Below are 21250 nucleotides of genomic sequence, written 5' to 3'. Positions count from 1 at the left end.
CACTACGGCCTAGAGCGATTTCCAAGCGATCGGGATCGATTGCTGGTTAAGAAATCGCGGCAAACAAAAGGCGGCGATCTGATTCGATCAGATCGAAAACCGCTCTAACGCCGCTGCAATTGCCGTTCGATCGTCGTCCAAAGGCCGGCAAAGGCCTGCGCCGGGGGCGAAGAGGCGGCGAAGGCGCCGAGCGGTTTGCGACGGACCGCCATCTGCTCCACCGCACTGGCCATCGGGATGGCGGGCCAGCCGGGTTGGGCGTCCAGCGCAGCGCGATGCAGGCCGCGGCGGCGGTCGACCATCGAATAGACCGGCATGATCGGCGGATGGGTGCCGCCGCGCTGCACCAGATAGCGCGCGACCTCGCCCATGGCGCGTTGGGCCAGGGGTGACGGGATGACGGGGATCACGATCATGTCCGCCGCACGCAGCACCTGTTCGCTGGTCTCCGTGAGGCCGGGCGGGCAATCAAGGATGATACGGTCATAATCCTTGCCAAGGCTCTCGATCAGCTTGGCCAAGCGCTTCTTCTTGTCCATCTCGCGGAAGAGATGGTCGAGGCTGCGCAGCGAGGTATCGGCGGCGATCAGATCGAGGCCCGGCACGGTCGAAGGCTGTATCAGCTTGCGGACCTCGACATCCTTGCTGAAGATCGCGTGCGCGGCATCCCGGCTTTCCATGTCAGTCGAGATCAGCCAGCTCGACGCCGCCTGGGGATCGAGATCCCATAGCAGCGTGCGGCGTTTCGAGATGCTCGCGGATGCCCAGGCGAGGTTGATCGCGAAGGTCGTCTTACCAACGCCCCCCTTGAGGCTGTAGACGGCGATGGTCGCCAATGCCGGTTCCTTTGCCATGCGCGGAGGCTATCTTGCTGCACCGCCAAAGCAAGGGCTGAATCATGGCATTGTTACGCCTTGATGACGGATGATCGTGACGGGTGGGCTGGGCGCGTCGACCATGGCGAAAAAAAAAGCCCGTCCCCGGCATCGCGGGAGACGGGCCTTTCTGTCCGGTGGAGAGGATCAGGCGGCTGCGCGGCGTTCCTTCAGTTCCTCGTTCAGCATTTCCGCGAGCAGGAAGGCGAGTTCCAGGCTCTGCGCCGCATTGAGGCGCGGGTCGCAATGGGTGTGGTAGCGGTCGGCGAGGCCCTCGTCGGTGATGGCGATGGCGCCGCCGGTGCACTCCGTCACATTCTGCCCGGTCATTTCGGCATGGATGCCGCCGCCGAAGCTGCCCTCGGCGCGGTGGACGGCGAAGAAGCCGCGCACTTCGGCCAGGATGCGGTCGAAGGGACGGGTCTTGTAGCCATTGGCCGCCTTGATGACATTGCCGTGCATCGGATCGCAGGACCAGACCACCGGATGGCCTTCGCGCAGCACCGCGCGGACCAGCTTGGGCAGGCCCGCCTCGATCTTGTCATGACCATAGCGGGTGATGAGCGTGACCCGGCCCGCCTCGCGCGAGGGGTTGAGGATGTCGAGCAGGCGAATGAGCGCGTCCGGCTCCAGGCTGGGGCCGCATTTCATGCCGATCGGATTGCCGATGCCGCGCAGATACTCGACATGCGCCGAACCTTCGAACCGCGTGCGGTCGCCGATCCAGAGCATGTGCGCGGAGGTGTCGTACCAGTCGCCGGTCAGCGAATCCTGCCGGGTCAGCGCCTGCTCATAGGGGAGCAGCAGCGCTTCGTGGCTGGTGTAGAAGCTGGTGCCGCCCAATTGCGGCACGGTATCGGGCGACAGGCCGCAGGCGCGCATGAAGTCGAGCGCCTGGCCGATCTGGTCGGCCATTTGTTCGAACTTCGCAGCCCAGGGCGAGCGGCCCATGAAATCGAGCATCCAGCCATGGACGCGATCCAGGCTGGCATAGCCGCCGGTCGAGAAGGCGCGCACCAGGTTCAGCGTCGCCGCCGACTGGTTATAGGCGCGGATCATGCGCTGCGCGTCGGGTTCGCGGGCTTCGGGCGTGAAGGCGATGTCGTTGACATTGTCGCCGCGATAGCTGGGCAGTTCCACGCCGCCGATCGTCTCGGTATCGGCGGAGCGCGGCTTGGCGAACTGGCCCGCCATGCGGCCGACCTTCACCACCGGCAGCTTGGACGCGAAGGTCAGCACCACCGCCATTTGCAGCAGCACGCGGAAGGTGTCGCGGATGTTGTTCGGGTGGAACTCCGCGAAACTTTCGGCGCAATCGCCGCCTTGCAGCAGGAAAGCCTCGCCATTCGTCACCTTGGCGAGCTCCGCCTTCAGGCTGCGCGCTTCGCCGGCAAAGACGAGCGGGGGAAACTGGCTGAGCTGTGCCTCCACCGCGCCAAGCGCTTGGGCATCCCGATAGACGGGCATCTGAATGCCCTTATGCTCCCGCCAGCTTTCCGGCGTCCACTTCGCCGCCACTTTGAGTCTCCCAAAGATCATAAAATAGGGGCCGCACCTACGCGCAACCAGAGCCTGACGCAAGTTTATAGCGGTAGCGGCGCGCTTTTGCCTAACGCACGGTTTCGATCAGGGTGATCGGCGTTATTTCTCGCAAGGATAGTGTTCGTTGAGCGCCACGCTCACCAGGACGGAGGCGGGTGCCTTGCGCTGGTCGGGATAGCGGGTGAGATAGGCGACGACGATGCGTTTCACCTCCTCCGCATCCATCTGGGCGGGCCAGCAACTGGGCTTGGCGCGGCCGATAAACACGTCCTTCTTGATGCCGTCCACCGCGCCGACGATATAGGCGGTGCAGGCAAGCCCATATTCGGGCGCCTTGTTGCGGCATTTGGCGAGCAGCGTGTTGCCGGTTTCGAACATATAGGTTTGAGCAGGTGCAGCAACGGGGAGTGCCGCCATTCCACTGAGCGCGATGAACGCTGCCATTGCATATCTTGGCATGTGCGGAATCTGCCCGTTTCGGTGCGGCCTGTCCAAACGGGCCGACCTTTCCCGCGCACATCCTGCCTCAGATGGGGGCAGTTTTCCAGCGGACGAAAGGATAGGCCCGCTGCCAGGAATCGCCGCGCTCCTGCGCAGGAGCATGGGGCGTCTCTAGGTGAGGGTAAGGCGCCAGTCCCAGCGCAGCGGATCGCCGTCCATGACGTCGACCCCCTGCGCGATCAGCGCGTCGCGGATTTCGTCCGACAGAGCGAAGTTCTTTTCGGCGCGAGCGGTCTGGCGGCGGTCGAGTTCGGCTTCGATTTCCTCCGGCGCGATCCCGGCGTCCCTGGGCCGGAGGCGCAGGTCGGCGCGGCCGATGGTCAGCAGTTCGAGGCCCAAAGCCTGATCGAAAGCCGCGAGCAGGCAGAGTTTTTCATCCACCGGCACCTTCTTGAGCGCGATGGTCTCTTCCAGCAGCGGAAGGGCGCGCGGGGTCATCAGATCGTCGCTGATCGCGGCGTCGAATTGTTCGAGCAGAGGGGCGAGTTTCGGATGGAGGTTGGCGCGCAGCCAGTCGAGCCGGAGCGACTGCCAGGTGATGCCTTCGGCGCGGGCCTTGAGATTCTCGACCCCCATCACGAGGCGCTTGAGGCGCGTCAGGGCTGCGCCGACGCTCTCGGCGCTGAACTCCAGTTCGCTGCGATAATGGGCGCCCAGGCACAGCAGGCGATAGGCCAGCGGATGCACGCCCGCATCGATCAGCGAGAAGAGGGTGGTGAAGCCGCCCTTCGACTTGCTCATTTTCCCCTGGCGGTCCACGAGGAAGTTGTTGTGCATCCACCATTTCGCGCCCGTGAAGCCGGGCTGCGCGTCGTTGCAGCCGCAATAGGCCTGGTTCTGGGCGATCTCGTTCGGGTGGTGGATTTCGCGATGGTCGATGCCGCCGGTGTGGATGTCGAACGGGTGGCCAAGCCGCGCCTCGCTCATCACCGAGCATTCCAGGTGCCAGCCCGGCGCGCCCTTGCCCCAGGGGGAGTCCCATTCCATCTGGCGCTGCTCGCCCGGCGGGGATTTGCGCCAGATGGCGAAGTCGGACGGGTTGCGCTTGCCTGCGACCGGATCGATGCGGGCATGGGCGGCGTCGTCGCGGCCGCCCGCCAGCGCGCCATAATCGGGGACGGTGCTGCTGTCGAAATAGAGGCCGGTATCGAGTTCGTAGCAATGCGCGGGCGCGATCTTCTTCGCGAATTCGATCATCTGCGGAACATAGTCGGTGGCGACCGTCCATTCGCTGGGCGCGATGATGTTGAGGTCGGCGATGTTGCGCTTGAAGGCGTCGGTATAATGGGCCGCTATGTCCCAGATGCTCTTCGCCTGGGCGCGGGCGGCGGCCTCCATCTTGTCGTCGCCGGCATCGGCGTCGCTGGTCAGGTGGCCGACATCGGTGATGTTGATGATATGGGTGACGTCGAGGCCCTTCCACAACAGCGTGCGGCGGAGCGTGTCGGTGAAGACGTAGGCGCGCAAATTGCCGAGATGGGCGTAGTTATAGACCGTCGGCCCACAGCTATAGACGCGGGCATGGTTCGGCTCGATCGGCGCGAAGGGTTCGACGGTGCGCGTCAGGCTGTTGAACAGGCGCAGGGGCGCGTCGGCATGCTGCTCGGCGGGGGTGAACTGGTCGCTCATGGGCGCAGCCATGCGGCGATCGGATCGAGGCGTCAACTGGCCTTGGCATTTGTAACAAATTGTTGCTGAGGCGCCGATCCCTTGCCCCATCCCTTGCATTGGCGTGTTGGTCGACCGATATTGCTTGTGCGGGCCGGGCCCCTCTGGCGGTTGGATGATGTGACATGTCCAGCCGTGATGTCGGACCGCATCGAGTGTGCTCGGTGCAGGTTCGTGAGTGTTTGCCCCCCCTCTGACCTCACGAAGACCGCGCCGGCCACTCGATCCGTTACAGTGTTTTGGATGGAGTGATAACGCCGTGAACAATCCCGTTCGTATGCCGGGCTATGGTGCGAGCCAGACGGCGCAGACCGACGCCGGGCTGCGCGCGCACATGCTGGGCGTTTTCCGCAATATGGGCATCGGCCTGGTCATCACCGGGCTGGTCGCCGCTTTCATCGGCAATACGCCGGTGCTGGCCGCCGCGATCTTCGGCACGCCCTTGAAGTGGGTGGCGATCTTCGCGCCGCTGGCCTTCGTGTTCTTCTTCAGCTTCCGCATCGAAAAGATGACGACCGCGGGCGCGCGCATGGCCTTCTACGCCTTTTCGGGCGTGATGGGCGTGTCGCTGGCCAGTATCTTCCTGGTCTTTACCGGCGGGTCGATCGCGCAGGCCTTCTTCTCGGCCGCCGTGATGTTCCTCGCCATGGCGCTGTGGGGCTATACCACCGGGCGCGACCTGTCGAAATTCGGGTCGTTCCTGATGATGGGTCTGATCGGCATCGTCGTTGCCAGCCTGATCAACATCTTCCTTGGTTCTTCGGCCATGCAGATGGTGATCTCGATCATCGGCGTGGTGGTTTTCACCGGCCTCACCGCCTGGGACGTACAGCGCATCAAGTCGGAATATTTCACTTACGCCGGACATGAAGTGGCGCAGAAGATGCAGGTGATGGGCGCGCTGTCGCTGTACCTCAACTTCGTCAACCTGTTCCAGATGCTGCTGAGCCTCACCGGCGAGCGGGAGTAAGCGATGCGGGATCAGGCTGCGGTGTCGGCCATGCTCTGCCCGGTCTGCCATGTGGGCCTCTCCATGACGGACCGGCAGGGGGTCGAAATCGACTATTGCCCGCAATGCCGGGGCGTCTGGCTCGACCGGGGCGAACTCGACAAGATCATCGAGCGGTCGGTGGGCGGGATTCCGGCTCCGCAGCTCAGCTACCGGCCGGATCGCGACGACGGGCGATATGATCGGAAGAAGCGGAAGAAGAGCTTTCTCGAAGAGCTGTTCGATTGACGGAAAGCGGCCCATTTGCGGGCCGCTTTTTTTTATGCCGTCGTCATAGGCGCTTGTGCGGAATGGCGATATGGAGGGAAATCATGGTCCCGCGGGATCGTTTTGCCGTTTCGAACAAGTAGGTTGCATGTCGGATCAGAGCGCAAGGGTTACGCCGGTTATTTTGGCAGGTGGATCGGGGACGCGGCTTTGGCCGTTGTCGCGCAAATCCTATCCCAAGCAGTTCGTGCCCCTGCTGGGCGAGGACACATTGTTCCGCTCCGTGGTGCGGCGATTGTCGGGCGATGGCGAGGGTTATGGCTTTGCTCGCCCGGTGGTGCTGACCAACGCGACTTTCCGTTTCATCGTGGCCGAGCAACTCGCGCAGGAAGGCGTCGACGCTGAGGCGATCATGATCGAGCCTTCGGTGCGCAATACCGCGCCCGCCATTTTGGCGGCGGCACTGCATCTGATCGCGCATGACCCCGAAGCGGTGATGCTGGTGGCGCCTTCGGATCAGGTGGTTCCCGATGCCGATGCTTTCCGCGCGGCGGTGAGCCGGGGCCTCGGCGCTGCTCGTGCCGGCGATCTGGTGACCTTCGGGATTGCGCCGACGCGACCGGAGACGGGTTATGGCTATTTGCAGGTCGTCGCCAAGCCCGATGGGTCGGGCGAGCCGATCAAGCTGGCCCGCTTTGTCGAAAAGCCCAATGCCGAGCGGGCGGGCGAGATGCTGGCCCGTGGCGATCATCTCTGGAATGCGGGGATTTTCCTGTTCGCGGCGAAGGATCTGGTCGCGGCGTTCGAGGCGCATGCCCCCGATGTCCTTGCGGCGGTGGTGCCTGCGGTGGAGCAGGCGGAGGGCGACCTTGGTTTCCTGCGCCTGGCTCCGGAGTCCTGGGGGCGAGCGCCGGACATTTCCATCGATTATGCGATCATGGAGCGGGCAGGCAATCTGTCGGTCGTGCCCTATGATTCCGGCTGGTCGGACCTGGGCGGCTGGGATGCGGTGTGGAGCCATGCCGGGCCGGACGGAGACGGCGTCACGGTGAGCGGCGGAGCGACGGCGATCGATTGCAGTGACACATTGCTGCGGTCGGACAGCGAGGGCATGGAACTGGTCGGCATCGGGCTCAGCAACATCATTGCCGTGGCGATGAACGATGCGGTGCTGATTGCGGACAAGAGCCGGGCCCAGGATGTGAAGCTGGCGGTCGAGGCGCTGAAGGCCAAGGGCGCTGTGCAGGCGGAGAGCTTTCCCAAGGACCACCGGCCCTGGGGCTGGGTGGAAGGGCTGCTTGCGGGGGAGCGTTTCCAGGTGAAGCGGATTACCGTGCAGCCAGGCCAGTCGCTGAGCTTACAGAGTCACTTCCATCGGTCGGAGCATTGGATCGTCGTCGAGGGGACAGCCAAGGTCACGGTGGACGAAAAGGTGACGCTGTTGACGGAAAACCAATCGCTTTATGTGCCCGCTGGGGCGAAGCACCGGGTCGAGAATCCGGGGAAGATTCCCGTTGTGTTCATCGAGGTGCAGACCGGAACCTATCTGGGTGAGGATGATATCGTCCGTTATGAAGATAGGTATGCGCGGAAGTGAACGTTCATCCGTCACCCCAGCTTTCGCTGGGATGACGGGGTCAGGAAGAATTTTTAGTGCGCCGCGCCCCAGCTTGGACCGTGGCCGATTTCTACTCCTAGCGGCACGCTGAGTTTCACGATCGGTTCGGCGGCGCCTGCCATGACGCGGCGGATGATGGCACTGGCCTGCTCCACATCGCCCTCCGGTAGTTCGAACACCAGCTCGTCATGCACTTGCAGCAGCATCTTGACGTCATGCAGCCCTTCCGCCGCCAGCGCCGGTCCCATGCGGGCCATGGCACGTTTGATGATGTCGGCGCTGGTGCCCTGGATCGGGGCGTTGATCGCGGCGCGTTCGGCGCCCTGGCGTTCATGCTGGACGGACGCCTTGATCCGTGGGAACCAGGTTTTGCGGCCGAAAAGGGTTTCGGTGTAGCCGCGCTCCCGCGCCTTTTCGATGGTATCGGTGATGTAGAGGCTGATGCCGGGGAAGCGCTCATAATAGCGGCTGATCATGTCCTGCGCTTCGTCGGCGCTGATCTCCAGCCGTCCCGCGAGACCCCAGCGGCTAATGCCGTAAAGGATCGCGAAGTTGATCGTCTTGGCCCGGCCGCGCGTGTCGCGGTTGACCTCTCCGAACAATTGCTGGGCCGTGGCGGCGTGGATGTCCTCCCCATTGGCGAAGGCTTCCTTGAGCGCGGGCACGTCCGCCATATGGGCGGCGAGGCGCAGTTCGATCTGGCTATAGTCCGCCGCCAGGATCACATTGCCGGGCTCGGCCACGAAGGCGTGGCGGATCTGGCGGCCGACCTCGGTGCGGATCGGGATGTTCTGGAGATTGGGGTCGGTCGAGGACAGGCGGCCGGTCTGCGCGCCCGACAGGCTGTAGCTGGTGTGGACGCGGCTGGTGTCCCTGTTGATCTGGGCCTGGAGCGCGTCGGTATAGGTGGATTTGAGCTTGGAAAGCTGTCGCCAGTCGAGGATTTTTCCAGCGATTTCCGCGCCCTGGGCCTTCAACTGCTCAAGGATGGTGACGTCGGTGGAATAGGCGCCGGACTTGCCCTTCTTGCCGCCTTTATATCCCATTTTCTCGAACAGGATCGCGCCAAGCTGCTGGGTCGATCCGATGGCGAAGGGCTGGCCCGCCAAGCCATGGATTTCCGTCTCCAGCGCGGCGATGCCGGCGGTGAATTCGGCGGAGAGGCGGGAGAGGGCTTCGCGGTCGACCTTGATGCCTTCATGCTCCATCTTCGCGATCACGGAGACAAGCGGGCGGTCGACCAGTTCATAAACGCGGGTCGCGCCTTCATGGGCGACGCGGGTCTTGAACAGCTTCCACAGGCGCAGCGTGACATCCGCGTCCTCGGCGGCATATTCGGTCGCCTTGTCGAGCGGGACTTCCGCGAAGCTGATCTGGCTCTTGCCGGTGCCGCACACATCCTTGAAGCTGATGCATGTATGGTTGAGGTGGACCCGTGCCGCCTCGTCCATGCCGTGGCCGGCGAGGCTCTGGCCCGCGTCGAGGTCGAAGCTCATGACGATGGTGTCGTCATAGGGCGTGATTTCGATCCCATGGCGGCGCAGGACCGTGATGTCATATTTCAGGTTCTGGCCGATTTTGAGGACGCTGTCGTCTTCGAGCAGCGGCTTCAACTTGGCAAGGACGAGGGCGAGGGGGAGCTGGTCGGGCTTTTCCGCGAACATGTCCCTTCCGCCATGGCCGACGGGGATGTAGCAGGCGGCGTTGGGGCCGACGGCGAGGCTGACGCCGACCAGCGCGCAGGAGACGCAGTCGAGCATATCGGTTTCGGTGTCGACGGCGACCAGACCTTCTGCATGAGCGGCGGCGATCCAGCGGTCGAGCGCTTCATCGGTAACGACCGTTTCGTAGAGGCTGCGGTCGATCGGCGGCTCTTCCTCATGGACCGGGGCGGCGGGGGGCGTCGCTTGCGTGACGGCGGCGGCCGCGGTCGCCACTGCCACGGCGGCGGCGGGCGCGCCTGCGCGGGCGAGCAGCGACTTGAAGCCATGATGTTCGAGGAAGGCCTGCAACGGCTCAAGCGGGATGCCCTTGAGCGTCAGGTCGTCCAGCGGTTCGGGCAGGTCCATCGCATCGTGCAGCGCGACGAGGCGGCGCGAGAGGCGCGCCATGTCGGCATGGGCGATGAGATTTTCCTGCATCTTCGACTTTTTCATCGAAGGCGCGGCTTCGAGCGCGGCTTCCAGATTGCCATATTCGCTGATGAGCTTGGCGGCGGTCTTGGGGCCGATGCCGGGGATGCCGGGCACATTGTCGACGCTGTCGCCCATCAGCGCCAGCACGTCGCCCAATTGCTCGGGCTGGACGCCGAATTTGGTCATGACATAGTCGGCGCCGCGCCGCTCATTCTTCATCGTGTCGTACATGTCGACGCCGGGCTGGATGAGCTGCATCAGATCCTTGTCGGAGCTGACGATGGTGACATGCCAGCCCGCCGCGACGGCGGCTTTCGTATAGCTGGCGATGATGTCGTCGGCCTCGAAACCCGCTTCCTCGATGCAGGGGAGGGAGAAGGCGCGGGTGGCGTCGCGGATCATCGGGAATTGCGGGACGAGGTCTTCCGGTGCCGGCGGGCGGTTCGCCTTATACTGGTCGTACATGTCGTTGCGGAAGGTGTGGCTGCCCTTGTCCAGTATCACTGCAAGATGGGTCGGACCCTCGGCCTTGCCCAACTCGTCCGCCAGCTTCCAGAGCATGGTGGTGTAGCCATAGACCGCGCCGACGGGCTGGCCATGCTTGTTCGTAAGCGGCGGAAGCTGGTGATAGGCGCGGAAGATGTAGCCGCTGCCGTCGACGAGGTAGAGATGATTCTGAGGCATGGGAAAGGGATAGCGGGTTATCCCCCGATCATGCAACGATCGTCGCTGCGGAGCCCTTCGGCCAGTTGGGGGACAGGCCGCTTGGCTTTGTCCATGATAGGAAGCGGGATACCGGATCGGTCGGGGGTGACGAACGGGAAAAGGTGCGAAACCACCCAAAGCCACCCTCAGGCCAGTTCCACTTTCAGCACCGAAGCTTCCGCGCCGATCACCCGGACTCTGGTGCCTGCCGGCGCGTCGGGTCCACGGCAGGACCAGACGCCGTCTCCCACCTTCACCCGTCCGCGGCCGTTGTCGATCGGTTCGACCACGATGACGATCTCGCCCACAAGCCGCGCCGTGCGGTCGTTGAGCAGCGGATCCTGCGAATCCACCGGATTGCTGCTGTACCAGCGTCGCCCGCCCCAGACCGAAACCAGGCACAGCGCAGAGAACAACAGCAATTGCACCGGCAGCGGAACAGGAAGAATTAACGCGACCAGCCCCGTCACGGCCGCCGCCAGCGCCACCCAGATGAGGAATACGCCGGGCAGCAGCACTTCCCCCACGCCCAATAGCGCGGCGAAGACCAGCCAACCCCAATGGTCGTCCAGCAGGCTGAGCCATTCCATCAGCCTTGCCCCTGTCCGAAGGGAGCGCGCCGGGGCGGGCCAGGGGGCGGTGTCTCGCCGCCCAGTGCGTCCTTCGCCAACGCGCCGATGCCGCCCAGCGTGCCGATCAACTGGGTCGCCTCGACCGGGAAGAGAATGGTCTTGGCATTGGGGGAGGTGGCGAACTGGCTGACCGCCTCGACATATTTCTGCGCGACGAAATAGTTGATCGCCTGCGCATTGCCGGATGCGATGGCTTCGGAGACCATCTGCGTCGCCTTGGCTTCGGCCTCCGCCTCGCGCTCGCGGGCTTCGGCGTCGCGGAAGGCGGCTTCGCGGCGGCCTTCCGCTTCCAGGATCTGGCTCTGCTTCTGTCCTTCGGCCTTCAGGATTTCCGAGGCGCGCAGGCCTTCCGATTCCAGGATGAGGGCGCGCTTCTCGCGCTCGGCCTTCATCTGGCGGCCCATGGCGTTGACGATATCGGCGGGGGGGCGGATGTCCTTGAGTTCGACGCGGGTGATCTTGATGCCCCAGGCATTGGTGGCATGATCGACCACCGAAAGCAGCCGCGCATTGATCTCGTCGCGCTTGGACAGGGTTTCGTCGAGGTCCATCGACCCCATCACCGTGCGCAGGTTGGTGGTGGCGAGCTGCATGATCGCGACATAAAGTTCCGACACTTCATAGGCCGCCTTGGCCGCGTCCAGCACCTGGAAGAACACGACGCCGTCGACCGAGACCATGGCATTGTCCTTGGTGATGATTTCCTGCCCCGGAATGTCGACCACTTGTTCCATCATGTTGATCTTCCGCCCCACGGCATAGAAGAAGGCGGGGTAGAAATTGAGGCCGGGGCGCGCGACTTCGGTGAAGCGGCCGAACCGTTCTATGGTATATTGATAGCCCTGGCGCACCACCTTGACGCTCACCGCCAGATAGAAGAGCACCAGAAATGTCACCGTCAGCGCGAATGTCGTCAACATGGCTGTACTCCCCCGGAATCTGCTTGGACTATGACGTGAAATCATGAATGGGAAAAGGCAAAGCGATAGGAGTTTCATCATGTTGTTGCGCCATGCCCGATCCTTGCTGTTCCTGCCTGCATCGAACGCCCGCGCCATCGCCAAGGCGCGGACCCTGCCGTGCGACCTGGTGATCCTCGACCTCGAGGACGCGGTGCCGGACGACCGCAAGGACGAGGCGCTGGCCCATGCGGTCGATGCCGTGGCGGAGGGATTTGGCGGACGTCTGGTCGCGGTGCGCATCAATATCGAGGGCACGCCCTGGCATGGGCGGGAAATGGTGGCGGTAAAGGGGTCTGCCGCTGATTATGTGGTGTTGCCCAAGGCCGAAAATCCCAAACAGGTGAAGGATGTGTTCAGCGTCTGCCAGAAACCGGTGATCGCGATGATCGAAAGCGCGGCGGGCGTGATGGCGGCGCCCGCGATCGCGGCGGTGGAAGGCTGCGCCGCGCTGTTCATGGGGAATAATGACCTACGGCAGGATCTGGGCATCCCGCCGTCGGTCGGGCGCGAGGGGCTGGCGCTGTCCCTGCAATCGGTCATCCTCGCGGCGCGGGCGGCGGGGATCGCGGTGTTCGACGGTGTGTTCAACCGGCTGGATGACGAGGCCGGGTTCGAGGCCGAATGCGCTGCTGGCCATGGGCTGGGCTTCGACGGCAAGACGCTGATCCACCCCAGCCAGGTGCCGGTCGCCAATCAGGTGTTCGGCCCCGACCCGCAGGCCGTGGCGGATGCGCGCCGGTTGATCGAGGCGGTGACGGGCGGCGCGGAGCGCTTCGAGGGGCGCATGGTCGAAGGCATGCATGTCGCGGAAGCCAAGGCGCTTATCGCCAGAGCGGAAGCCGTGGGGGAATAGGGCAAGCACGCTGTAGATTCCGCGATTTCCCGTTCCGGCACAATTTTCCGCCTCGGCGCTGTGGCGAGAGAAGGGGTGGCTCCCCGGTAAGTGAAGAGAAAGGCGGGGAGTTTTTGCAGTCGTTTCGGCTGCGTCTTTTTTGCAACTGTCAAGTGAATAAACATGGCAATTTCATGGCAAAATGTTAATATTTCCTTTGCGGGGTCTGGGTGAGTCTGCGAGGTCCATCATGTCTAGATTGCGGATGGCGGTGGGAGCCGCCTGCTGTTTTGGCGCGCTCTTTTTCGGCGGGGTTGCCGCGGCAGGGGAGTCGCAATGTTGGCAGCCTTATGAAGTAGAGGCGGCACGCGTCCGAGATCTACAAATCATGCTGATGCTCGGTGCACTGAAATGCCGGGCGACCAACAGCGAGATACAAACAAAATATGATCAATTTTATGCAAAATCGGGAGGTCTCGATAAATATAATAACGCGTTGAAGCTGCGTTTCATGCGGGAAAATGGGATTTCCGGTGGGCAGGACGCGTATAATGACTTTCTGACGAGGCTGGCCAATAGTCATGGCGATATGCAGTCGGCGAGCTTCTGCCAGATGGCGGATACGCTGCTGGGATTGGCGACCAACGCCAATGACAGTGAATTCGCCGTGCTCGCGCGGAATTTTTCGGAAAAACCCGCCGGGGTCGGCGATGTCTGCGCGATAACGGCGAGTGCGCCGGTCGTGGCGAAGGAAACGGTGGTGGCGAGCGATCCGCCCGCGGCCCCGGCTGTCGCAGCGGCGGCCGCACCTGCTGCTCCTCAGCAAGTGACGCCGGAATCGGCGGCAGCGGCGCTCGAAGCGGCGGCGGCGGCGCTTCAGACGGCGGCGGCATCGCTCAAGACGCAGCCTGCCGCGACAGCGGATGCGCCTGCGGACGGCAAGGTTGAGGCACAGCCGGCTGTCATGGCGTCGGCCAAGCCGGTAAGCTGAGACCGGCGGAAAGGGAACCGCGCCGTTGGGGAGCGCGGCACCGCCGGAATGTCCTTAGGTCGGATGCAGGCATCGCCCTCGGCTCGGTCGCAGTGGCGGCTCAGCCCCGCGGGTGCCGGGCGGTCAGCAGATAATTGATCGCCTTGTTCGCCGAAAGGGCGAAGCCGTAGCGCGGATCGAAGCTGAGACCGGTGACGTCGGTGACTTCCAACCCGGCTCCCTCCAGCAGGCCGGTGAGTTCCTCCGGATTGAGGAATTTGTGCCAGTCATGCGTGCCCTGGGGGATGCCGCCGATGCTTTCGCCGATGGTGATCATGGCCAGGCGCGACAGCGGCGTGCGGTTCGGCGTCGACATGACCAGCAGCCCGTCCCGTGCTAGCTTGCCCGCCAGTGCGGCGACGAAGGCGGCGGGGTCGGCGACATGCTCGATCACTTCCATCGAGGTGACGAGATCGAATCCCTCCGCCTCCAGCGCTTCAACCGGCGTTGCGCGATAGTCGATGGCAAGACCCTGGCCCTGTGCATGGGCGCGGGCGACGGCGATATTTTCCTCCGCGGCGTCCAGCGCCGTGACGGCCGCGCCCAAGCGCGCCAGCGGCTCGGCCAGCAGCCCCGCGCCACAGCCGACATCGATGGCCCGCTTGCCCTCCAACGGCCGGAATCCGCCATTTCCCTGAGGCCAATGATGATCGATGGCGTTGCGGATATAGTGCAGCCGGACCGGGTTCAGCTTGTGCAGCATCGCGCTCGATCCACGCGGGTCCCACCAGTCGGCCGCCATCGTCCCGAAATGCGCGGCCTCACGGGGGTCGATGGTGGTGGGTTTGCTTGCCATATTCAATTCCGCTGCTAAGAGAGGCGCCGTTTTCGTACCTACGGGACATTTTCTTTCTTACAACCAGGCAGGCTCGACAAGCAAATGGCGCGCATCGTGATGAAATTCGGCGGCACCTCCATGGCGGGGATGGAGCGAATTCGCAACGTGGCCGCGCGCGTCAAACATGTCGTCGAGCAGGGCCATGAAGTCGCCGTCGTCGTGTCCGCCATGGCGGGCGAGACGGACCGGCTGGTCGGTTTCTGCAAGGAAGCCTCCGCGCTCTACGATCCGGCGGAATATGATGTGGTCGTCGCCAGCGGTGAGCAGGTGACGAGCGGCCTGCTCGCCATGACGCTGAAGGCGATGGGCGTCGATGCGCGCAGCTGGCTCGGCTGGCAGCTCCCCATCCGCACCAACGAGGCCCACGCCAAGGCGCGCATTGGGGAGATCGATACGATCGACCTGCTCGCTTCCATGCGATCGGGCACGGTCGCGGTCATTCCCGGCTTCCAGGGCATGATGGAGGACGGCCGCATCTCGACGCTGGGCCGTGGCGGCTCGGATACGTCGGCGGTGGCCGTGGCGGCGGCGCTGAAGGCCGATCGCTGCGACATCTACACCGACGTCGACGGCGTCTACACCACCGATCCCCGCATCGTGGCGCGGGCGCGCAAACTCGACCTCGTCACCTATGAGGAAATGCTGGAACTGGCCTCGGTCGGGGCCAAGGTGCTCCAGACCCGCTCGGTCGGCCTCGCCATGAAGGAAGGCGTGGTCGTGCAGGTGCTTTCCTCCTTCGATGATCCCACCCAGGACGACCTCCCCGGCACGCTGATCGTCAGCGAGGAGGAACTGGAAGCCAAGCTCAAGGAAGACAAGATGGAACGTCAGCTCATCACCGGCATCGCCCATGACAAGAATGAGGCGAAGATCACCCTGACCCGCGTGCCGGATCGTCCGGGTGCCGTGGCGCACATCTTCGGGCCGCTGGCCGATGCCGCGATCAACGTCGACATGATCATCCAGAATGTCGGTCGCGACAAGGGCGAGACGGACGTGACCTTCACCGTGCCGGGCGCGGACCTCGCCCGCGCGCTGGACGTGCTGGAAAGTCAGAAGGACGTCATCGGCTTCAACCGCGTGATCCCGGATACGAAGGTCGCGAAGGTGTCGGTTGTCGGCGTCGGCATGAAGAGTCATGCGGGCGTGGCATCGGCCATGTTCAAGGCGCTGGCCGATCGCGGGATCAACATCCTCGCCATCTCGACCAGCGAGATCAAGGTCAGTGTCCTGATCGACGAGGATGAAACCGAACTGGCGGTGCGTGTCCTGCACACGGCCTATGGCCTCGACGCGCCGGTGGCTTGACCGCCAGCTTTCTCCCGGTCAGGGAAGATAATGACGGAAGGGTGGTCTTTCGGATTGCCCGTCAATGCCCCCTCCCTGCGCGGGAGGGGCTTTTGATTCGATGGAACGGACTATGACGAACGCCAAACTCGCTTCCCTGATGGCTCGCGGCACCGAATTTCTCGGCTGCGAGGTCGCGATCATGTGCGGCGCGATGAGCTGGGTTTCGGAACGTAACCTGGTGGCAGCGATCTCCAATGCGGGCGGCTTCGGCGTGATCGCCTGCGGCGCCATGACGCCTGAACTGCTGGACAAGGAGATCGCGGCGACGAAGGCGCTGACGTCCAAGCCCTTCGGCGTCAATCTGATCACCATGCACCCGCAATTGTTCGATCTGATCGATGTGTGCGCCAGGCATGAGGTCGGCCATGTCGTGCTCGCTGGCGGCCTGCCGCCCAAGGGCAGCATAGAGGCGATCAAGGCGCCTCGGGTTGGAGGGGGGGGCGCGAAGCTGATCTGCTTCGCTCCGGCCCTGGCGCTGGCGAAGAAGCTGGTGCGCTCGGGCGTGGACGCGCTGGTGGTCGAGGGCATGGAGGCGGGCGGCCATATCGGTCCCGTGGCGACCAGCGTGCTGGCGCAGGAAATCCTGCCCGAAATGGCATCGCAGGTGCCGGTGTTCGTCGCGGGCGGGATCGGGCGCGGCGAGGCGATCGCGGCCTATCTGGAAATGGGCGCGGCAGGCGTGCAGTTGGGCACCCGCTTCGCCTGCGCGACCGAGAGCATCGCCCATCCCAATTTCAAGAAGAGCTTTTTTCGCGCTTCGGCCCGCGATGCGATTGCCAGCGTGCAGATCGACCCGCGTCTGCCGGTCATCCCCGTGCGTGCGCTCAAGAATGCCGGAACCGAAGCCTTCACCGCCAAGCAGCGCGAGGTCGCCAATCTTCTCGACAGCGGCGCGGTCGACATGGGCGAGGCGCAGCTCCAGATCGAACATTATTGGGCGGGCGCGCTGCGCCGCGCGGTGATCGACGGCGATGTCGAAGGCGGTTCGCTGATGGCCGGCCAGTCGGTCGGCATGGTGTCGAAGGAGGAACCGGTGGCCGACATCATCGCCCAGTTGATGGACGAAGCCGCCGTGGCGCTGGAACGGCGCGGCTGAACGCGACGAAGCGAATCCTTCGCCGGACGGATCGAGCGGTGGCTTAGTCGTCAGGAACGCATGGCTTTGCCATGAGTTTGCTCTGTCCGGATCATGAACAAAGGATTTGAGGGTGCCGTCGCGTACCGGCGTTCGTCGCAATTACAGAATCGCATCGATAGCAGTGCTGGCGTTGATCGCAGGGTGTTCGACGCCCGCGAAGAAAGCGCCGCCCACGCCGCCGCCGCCGGTCGTGCCGACGATCAAGCCCTTGCCGCCGATGGGCGCAGTGGAGGAAATGAGCATCCCCGAAGTCGGCGATGACGGCGAATATCTGACGCCCAATCGCGGTGTGACCGCCAATACCGCGCTGTGGCATGTGCGGATGGCGCTGAATGTGGCGGCGCTTTCCTGCCATGGCGTCCATGAACCTGCACGCATTCAGTATAACCAGATATTGCATGTGCATGAGGCGGCGTTGCGGGAGGCCAATGCGGCGGTCGACCGCAATTATCTGGCTGCGTACGGCACCGGCGGCCTCAAGGCGAGGGAGTTGCTGAACACCGTCGTCTATAATTTCTTCGCCCTGCCGCCGGTCACCAAAAGCTTCTGCCCCGTGGCGATCGAGGTTGGCGCGAAAATCCTGGCCATGCCTTCCAGCCAGTTGCTGGCCTATGCCCCCGAAGCGCTGACCGCGCTGGAGAAGCCGTTCCAGGATTTCTACCAGGCCTATGCCGATTATCTGCGGCGTCTGGCGGAGTGGCAATCGCGCTTCGGCGGGACGGTGACCGTGGTGGTGTCGCCCACGCCCCTGCCGCCGCCGCCCATGGCGCCCAGGGAAGTGACTCCGGGCTTTACGCCCAATGGCGCTCCGATGACGCCTCCGTCGGCCATGATGCCGGGCGCGCCGGTGCGGGTCGAGGTGCCGACCTTTCCGTTGACGCCGATGCGCGAGACATTTGTTCCGGTAAAATAGCGCGCCGTTATGTGTTGCCGCGCGTATCGAAGCGGTGGCGCGATTCCTCCACCGCCTCGAGATTGCGCTCCGCTCAGACCCAGACACCGCAAAAGGCGGCGCTCCACAACTGGTCGCTGTCGATGCGGCACCAGCTCAAGGACACCCATGTCGAGGTGATCGAACGGGCTCCTCCGGGTGTGCAGACCGACCTGATGCCCGGCCAAACCGACAATCCGCAGATGATGCCGCTGGACGAGTATATTGCCGAGGTCATGGGGCTGCTGCGGCAGGAACCGGCGCTGGAGGAAATCTGCGTCGAGCGGGTGAAGTTCCTGCGCGAAGCGGAGCAACGCGGGGCGTTCGCGCAGGTGTTCGGGATGTTGAACGAGGCGCATTGAGCGGGGATTAGGTCCTCCCTGTCGAGCGATGGGGAGGATTTGCGCCGTCCTTCGCTTGCGAAGGCGAAACCAACCCTCTACCCCATCTTGCAAGCGAGGCCACGTCCTCCTCCGCATGGCGGGTACAAGTCCGGGACGGCCCGGCTCTCTTGCAAAGGAGGGCCGTCCCATGGCCTGGGTCTATCTCATCATTGCCGGTCTGCTCGAAATCGTCTGGGCTTTTGCGATGAAGCAGTCGCAGGGCTTTTCGCGGCTGATGCCGACCGCGGTGACGTTGGGCGCGATGATCGGCAGTTTCGCCCTGCTGTCCCTGTCGATGAAAAGCCTGCCGCTCGGCACCGCCTATACGATCTGGACCGGGATCGGCGCGGTCGGCGCGTTTCTGGTCGGGATCGCTTTCCTCGGGGAGGCGGCGACGGCCATGCGCCTGCTGGCCGCGATGATGATCCTGGGCGGACTGGTGCTCATGAAGCTGGCATGACGGTCGAAGGCGCCTTCGGGGGCAGGGGGAAGAGGCGGACGAATCGCCCTGCCAGCCTCCTGTCCCCCTCCACCTCCAGCGCACCCGCGACATCCTCGAACGGCATGCCGCCATAAACGACGGCCGCGAATGCATTCTGGTCGCCGGAAAATATCACGTCGGCACCCGCTGCCCGGCCGCGGTCCGCGGTGAAGTCGCCGTCCTTCAGGACGAGGCGGAACTCCTCTTCCCCGAAGCGCAGGCCGATGGTGGCGTCCATATCGCCGATGCGGCTGTGGTCGATCATCGTACGCATCGACAGGATCACCGACACGTTGCTCATCGGCATGCCCGGCCGCATCGTGGGCGAGCGGCAGGCCCAGCGGCCCAGCACCTTGAACAATATCTCCGACTCGCGACCCCATTCCGTCAGTTCGTAGATCTGGCTGGCGGCCGGGGGGGGCAGGCGGCGGCGGATGAGGATGCTGGCAGCCTCCAGCTCCTCCAGCCTTTGTGTCAGCACATTGGCGCTGATTCCGGGCAGGCTGGCGCGCAGATCGGTGAAACGCTTGGGCCCCAGCATCAATTCCCGCATGATCGGCATGGCCCAGCGATCCCCGACCAGATCCAGCGCATGGGCCGTCGCGCAGCCGTCCTGATACACTCTTTTTTTCACTTGCCTGCGTCTCTGGTTATCTTTTCTAACTTAAATGTTGTTAAAAATAATCCACCAGTCCATAAGTTTCAAGCCGATGAGTCGTGCAAGAGAATCGCGACCAGACAATCCAGAGGAGATGTGTGATGTCGAATGCCTCCGCTCCGAAGATGATTTTCGTGAACCTGCCGGTGAAGGATCTGTCCGCCTCGATCGCCTTTTACGAGGCAGTGGGTGCGGTCGCGAACAAGGATTTTGCGGATGACAGCGCCCAGATGCTGAGCTTTTCCGACAGCATCCATGTCATGTTGCTGACCCATGAGCGGTTCACCAGTTTTACGCCGCGCAGGATTCCCGACGCGCATGAAACCGCGCAGGTGCTGCTGGCGTTGAGCGAGGTGAATCGCGAGCAGGTCGATGTCACGACCGGAAAGGCGCTGGCGGCGGGCGGGACGGAGCCCAATCCGCAACAGGACCATGGCTTCATGTACGGCCGCAGCTTTGCCGATCTGGACGGCCATATCTGGGAAGTGACATGGATGGACCTCGAAGCGGCGCTGGCGGCGAACAAGGAAGCCACCGCCTGATCGTAATGCGGGCGCAGAGGAGAGATGCCATGAGCTATATGGACGGTTTCGTGATCCCGGTGCCCAAGGGCAACAAGGAGAAATATAGGGAAATCGCGGCCTTTGCCGCGCCGATCTTCATCGAATATGGTGCGCTGCGGATCGTGGAATGTTGGGCGAACGACATCAAGCCCGGCAAGGTCAACGACTTCCGCACCGCGGTCATTGCGGAGGAGGATGAGGACGTCGTCTTTTCCTGGATCGAATGGCCGGACAAGGCGACGCGCGATGCGGGCGCGGAGAAGGTGATGGCCGATCCCCGGATGCAGCCGAAGGAAGGGGAAGACATGCCCTTTTCCGGCGCGCGGCTGATCTATGGCGGCTTTGAAGTGTTGCTCGACGCGAAGGCCTGAACGGGAGAGGTGAGATGACCGATCTGAACGGCAAATTCTTCTGGTACGAACTGATGACCAGCGATCCGGCGGCGGCCTTGGCCTTTTATGGCGATGTGGTGGGCTGGACGGCGCAGGCCTTTGGCGGCGGCCATGACTATCAGGTGGTTTCCGGCAGCGCCGGACCCATGGGCGGGGTGATGGCGATCCCCGCGGAGGCAGCATCATGCGGCATGAAGCCCTGGTGGGGCGGCTATGTCGGATCGGCCGATGTGGATGCCGATGTGAAAAGGCTGGCGGAGGCCGGCGCCACTGTGAAACGGGCGCCGGAGGATATAGCGGGTGTCGGCCGCTTCGCGGTGATGAGCGACCCGGGCGGCGCGGTGTTCATGCTGCTCAAGGGCTCCAGTCCGGATGGGATGGATGCCCCGCCGCCGATGGCGGACGGTCATGTCGGCTGGCATGAACTGTACAGCGGCAATTTCGACGCCGACCTCGGCTTCTACACATCCCAGTTCGGATGGGGAAAGGGCGAGGCCATGGATATGGGCGAGATGGGCAGCTACCAACTCGTTTCGCAAAGCGGGGCCACGGATTTCCAGCAGATGAGCGGCGGCATCATGGCGTTGCCCAAGGAAATGCATCAGCCCCTCTGGCTCTTCTATTTCGTCGTGCCCGACATTGACGTGGCGACGGACAAGGTGCGGTCCGGCGGCGGAACGGTGCTGAACGGGCCGATGGAGGTGCCGGGCGGGGCCTGGATCATCCAGGCTACCGATCCGCAGGGGGCGATGTTCGCCCTGGTCGGCATGCGGGCGCCGGAACTGACATAAGGAGAGAAG

General features: G+C 63.7%; 22 protein-coding genes. 13 read left to right on the top strand and 9 right to left on the bottom strand.

Going from position 1 to position 21250, the window contains the following annotated elements; all coding sequences use genetic code 11:
- Positions 1-104: 104 nt before the first annotated feature.
- From YP76_RS25690 to cysS, 4 genes are all read right to left on the bottom strand, one after another.
- Complete coding sequence (locus YP76_RS25690; RefSeq protein ID WP_046766211.1) at positions 105-854, bottom strand: ParA family protein; 750 nt, start codon at positions 852-854, stop codon at positions 105-107.
- A 168-nt stretch (positions 855-1022) separates the two neighbouring features.
- On the bottom strand, positions 1023-2393 hold the full coding sequence (locus tag YP76_RS25685; protein ID WP_046766210.1) for a class II 3-deoxy-7-phosphoheptulonate synthase: 1371 nt from the start codon (positions 2391-2393) through the stop codon (positions 1023-1025).
- Positions 2394-2516: 123 nt separating this feature from the next.
- Positions 2517-2834: a Rap1a/Tai family immunity protein gene (locus YP76_RS25680; RefSeq protein WP_046766221.1), complete on the bottom strand. Its 318-nt coding sequence runs from the start codon at positions 2832-2834 to the stop codon at positions 2517-2519.
- Positions 2835-3029: 195 nt separating this feature from the next.
- A complete protein-coding gene (gene cysS, locus YP76_RS25675; RefSeq protein WP_084733356.1) occupies positions 3030-4547 on the bottom strand; it encodes a cysteine--tRNA ligase in 1518 nt (505 codons plus the stop codon).
- A gap of 316 nt (positions 4548-4863) precedes the next feature.
- Here cysS and YP76_RS25670 point away from each other — a divergent pair, with 316 nt between their 5' ends.
- The 3 genes from YP76_RS25670 to YP76_RS25660 all read left to right on the top strand — a co-directional run bounded on the left by YP76_RS25670 (position 4864) and on the right by YP76_RS25660 (position 7399).
- The gene (locus YP76_RS25670) at positions 4864-5556 is read left to right on the top strand and encodes a Bax inhibitor-1/YccA family protein (protein WP_046766208.1); all 693 of its coding nucleotides are present in this window, start codon (positions 4864-4866) and stop codon (positions 5554-5556) included.
- A 3-nt stretch (positions 5557-5559) separates the two neighbouring features.
- A complete protein-coding gene (locus YP76_RS25665; RefSeq protein ID WP_046766207.1) occupies positions 5560-5823 on the top strand; it encodes a TFIIB-type zinc ribbon-containing protein in 264 nt (87 codons plus the stop codon).
- 127 nt (positions 5824-5950) lie between these two features.
- Complete coding sequence (locus YP76_RS25660; protein WP_046766206.1) at positions 5951-7399, top strand: mannose-1-phosphate guanylyltransferase/mannose-6-phosphate isomerase; 1449 nt, start codon at positions 5951-5953, stop codon at positions 7397-7399.
- 53 nt (positions 7400-7452) lie between these two features.
- Here the strand turns inward: YP76_RS25660 and polA are convergent, their stop codons facing one another.
- From polA to YP76_RS25645, 3 genes are all read right to left on the bottom strand, one after another.
- The gene (gene polA, locus YP76_RS25655; RefSeq protein WP_046766205.1) at positions 7453-10239 is read right to left on the bottom strand and encodes a DNA polymerase I; all 2787 of its coding nucleotides are present in this window, start codon (positions 10237-10239) and stop codon (positions 7453-7455) included.
- Between the two features lie 167 nt (positions 10240-10406).
- Positions 10407-10850, bottom strand: a complete 444-nt coding sequence (locus tag YP76_RS25650) for an NfeD family protein (protein WP_046766204.1) — start codon at positions 10848-10850, stop codon at positions 10407-10409.
- Positions 10850-11812 carry an SPFH domain-containing protein gene (locus tag YP76_RS25645; protein WP_046766203.1) on the bottom strand — a complete coding sequence of 321 codons (963 nt, stop codon included), beginning with the start codon at positions 11810-11812 and terminating at the stop codon, positions 10850-10852. The genes YP76_RS25650 and YP76_RS25645 overlap by 1 nt, the downstream gene beginning before the upstream one ends.
- 79 nt (positions 11813-11891) lie before the next feature.
- Between YP76_RS25645 and YP76_RS25640 the strand changes: the two genes are divergently transcribed.
- Both YP76_RS25640 and YP76_RS25635 read left to right on the top strand, forming a co-directional pair.
- Positions 11892-12707 (top strand): HpcH/HpaI aldolase/citrate lyase family protein, encoded by an 816-nt coding sequence (locus YP76_RS25640; protein ID WP_046766202.1) that lies wholly within the window; start codon positions 11892-11894, stop codon positions 12705-12707.
- A 475-nt stretch (positions 12708-13182) separates the two neighbouring features.
- Entirely contained in the window at positions 13183-13677 is a 495-nt protein-coding gene (locus YP76_RS25635; protein ID WP_232307732.1) for a hypothetical protein, read from the top strand.
- 100 nt (positions 13678-13777) lie between these two features.
- Here the strand turns inward: YP76_RS25635 and ubiG are convergent, their stop codons facing one another.
- Positions 13778-14512 carry a bifunctional 2-polyprenyl-6-hydroxyphenol methylase/3-demethylubiquinol 3-O-methyltransferase UbiG gene (gene ubiG, locus YP76_RS25630; RefSeq protein ID WP_046766200.1) on the bottom strand — a complete coding sequence of 245 codons (735 nt, stop codon included), beginning with the start codon at positions 14510-14512 and terminating at the stop codon, positions 13778-13780.
- Between the two features lie 84 nt (positions 14513-14596).
- Here ubiG and YP76_RS25625 point away from each other — a divergent pair, with 84 nt between their 5' ends.
- From YP76_RS25625 to YP76_RS25605, 5 genes are all read left to right on the top strand, one after another.
- Positions 14597-15862 carry an aspartate kinase gene (locus tag YP76_RS25625; RefSeq protein WP_046766199.1) on the top strand — a complete coding sequence of 422 codons (1266 nt, stop codon included), beginning with the start codon at positions 14597-14599 and terminating at the stop codon, positions 15860-15862.
- Positions 15863-15974: 112 nt separating this feature from the next.
- Positions 15975-17000: an NAD(P)H-dependent flavin oxidoreductase gene (locus YP76_RS25620; RefSeq protein WP_046766198.1), complete on the top strand. Its 1026-nt coding sequence runs from the start codon at positions 15975-15977 to the stop codon at positions 16998-17000.
- 112 nt (positions 17001-17112) lie between these two features.
- Positions 17113-17955 (top strand): hypothetical protein, encoded by an 843-nt coding sequence (locus YP76_RS25615; RefSeq protein WP_046766197.1) that lies wholly within the window; start codon positions 17113-17115, stop codon positions 17953-17955.
- Between the two features lie 62 nt (positions 17956-18017).
- A complete protein-coding gene (locus YP76_RS25610; RefSeq protein WP_232307731.1) occupies positions 18018-18335 on the top strand; it encodes a hypothetical protein in 318 nt (105 codons plus the stop codon).
- 169 nt (positions 18336-18504) lie between these two features.
- Entirely contained in the window at positions 18505-18816 is a 312-nt protein-coding gene (locus YP76_RS25605) for a DMT family transporter (RefSeq protein ID WP_046766195.1), read from the top strand.
- Here YP76_RS25605 and YP76_RS25600 read toward each other — a convergent pair.
- On the bottom strand, positions 18800-19471 hold the full coding sequence (locus tag YP76_RS25600; protein WP_232307730.1) for a winged helix-turn-helix transcriptional regulator: 672 nt from the start codon (positions 19469-19471) through the stop codon (positions 18800-18802). The genes YP76_RS25605 and YP76_RS25600 overlap by 17 nt on opposite strands.
- 125 nt (positions 19472-19596) lie before the next feature.
- Between YP76_RS25600 and YP76_RS25595 the strand changes: the two genes are divergently transcribed.
- The 3 genes from YP76_RS25595 to YP76_RS25585 are packed head-to-tail and all read left to right on the top strand — an operon-like array spanning position 19597 to position 21241.
- On the top strand, positions 19597-20037 hold the full coding sequence (locus YP76_RS25595; RefSeq protein WP_046766193.1) for a VOC family protein: 441 nt from the start codon (positions 19597-19599) through the stop codon (positions 20035-20037).
- Between the two features lie 29 nt (positions 20038-20066).
- The gene (locus tag YP76_RS25590; RefSeq protein ID WP_046766192.1) at positions 20067-20429 is read left to right on the top strand and encodes a DUF1428 domain-containing protein; all 363 of its coding nucleotides are present in this window, start codon (positions 20067-20069) and stop codon (positions 20427-20429) included.
- A gap of 14 nt (positions 20430-20443) precedes the next feature.
- Positions 20444-21241, top strand: a complete 798-nt coding sequence (locus YP76_RS25585) for a VOC family protein (RefSeq protein ID WP_046766191.1) — start codon at positions 20444-20446, stop codon at positions 21239-21241.
- The last annotated feature ends 9 nt before the right edge of the window (positions 21242-21250 follow it).

The sequence above is a fragment of the Sphingobium chungbukense genome (assembly GCF_001005725.1).
Taxonomy (GTDB): Bacteria; Pseudomonadota; Alphaproteobacteria; order Sphingomonadales; family Sphingomonadaceae; genus Sphingobium; species Sphingobium chungbukense.
The sequence above is the reverse complement of the archived record's forward strand: the minus strand, read 5'-3'. Positions and strand labels throughout refer to the sequence as shown.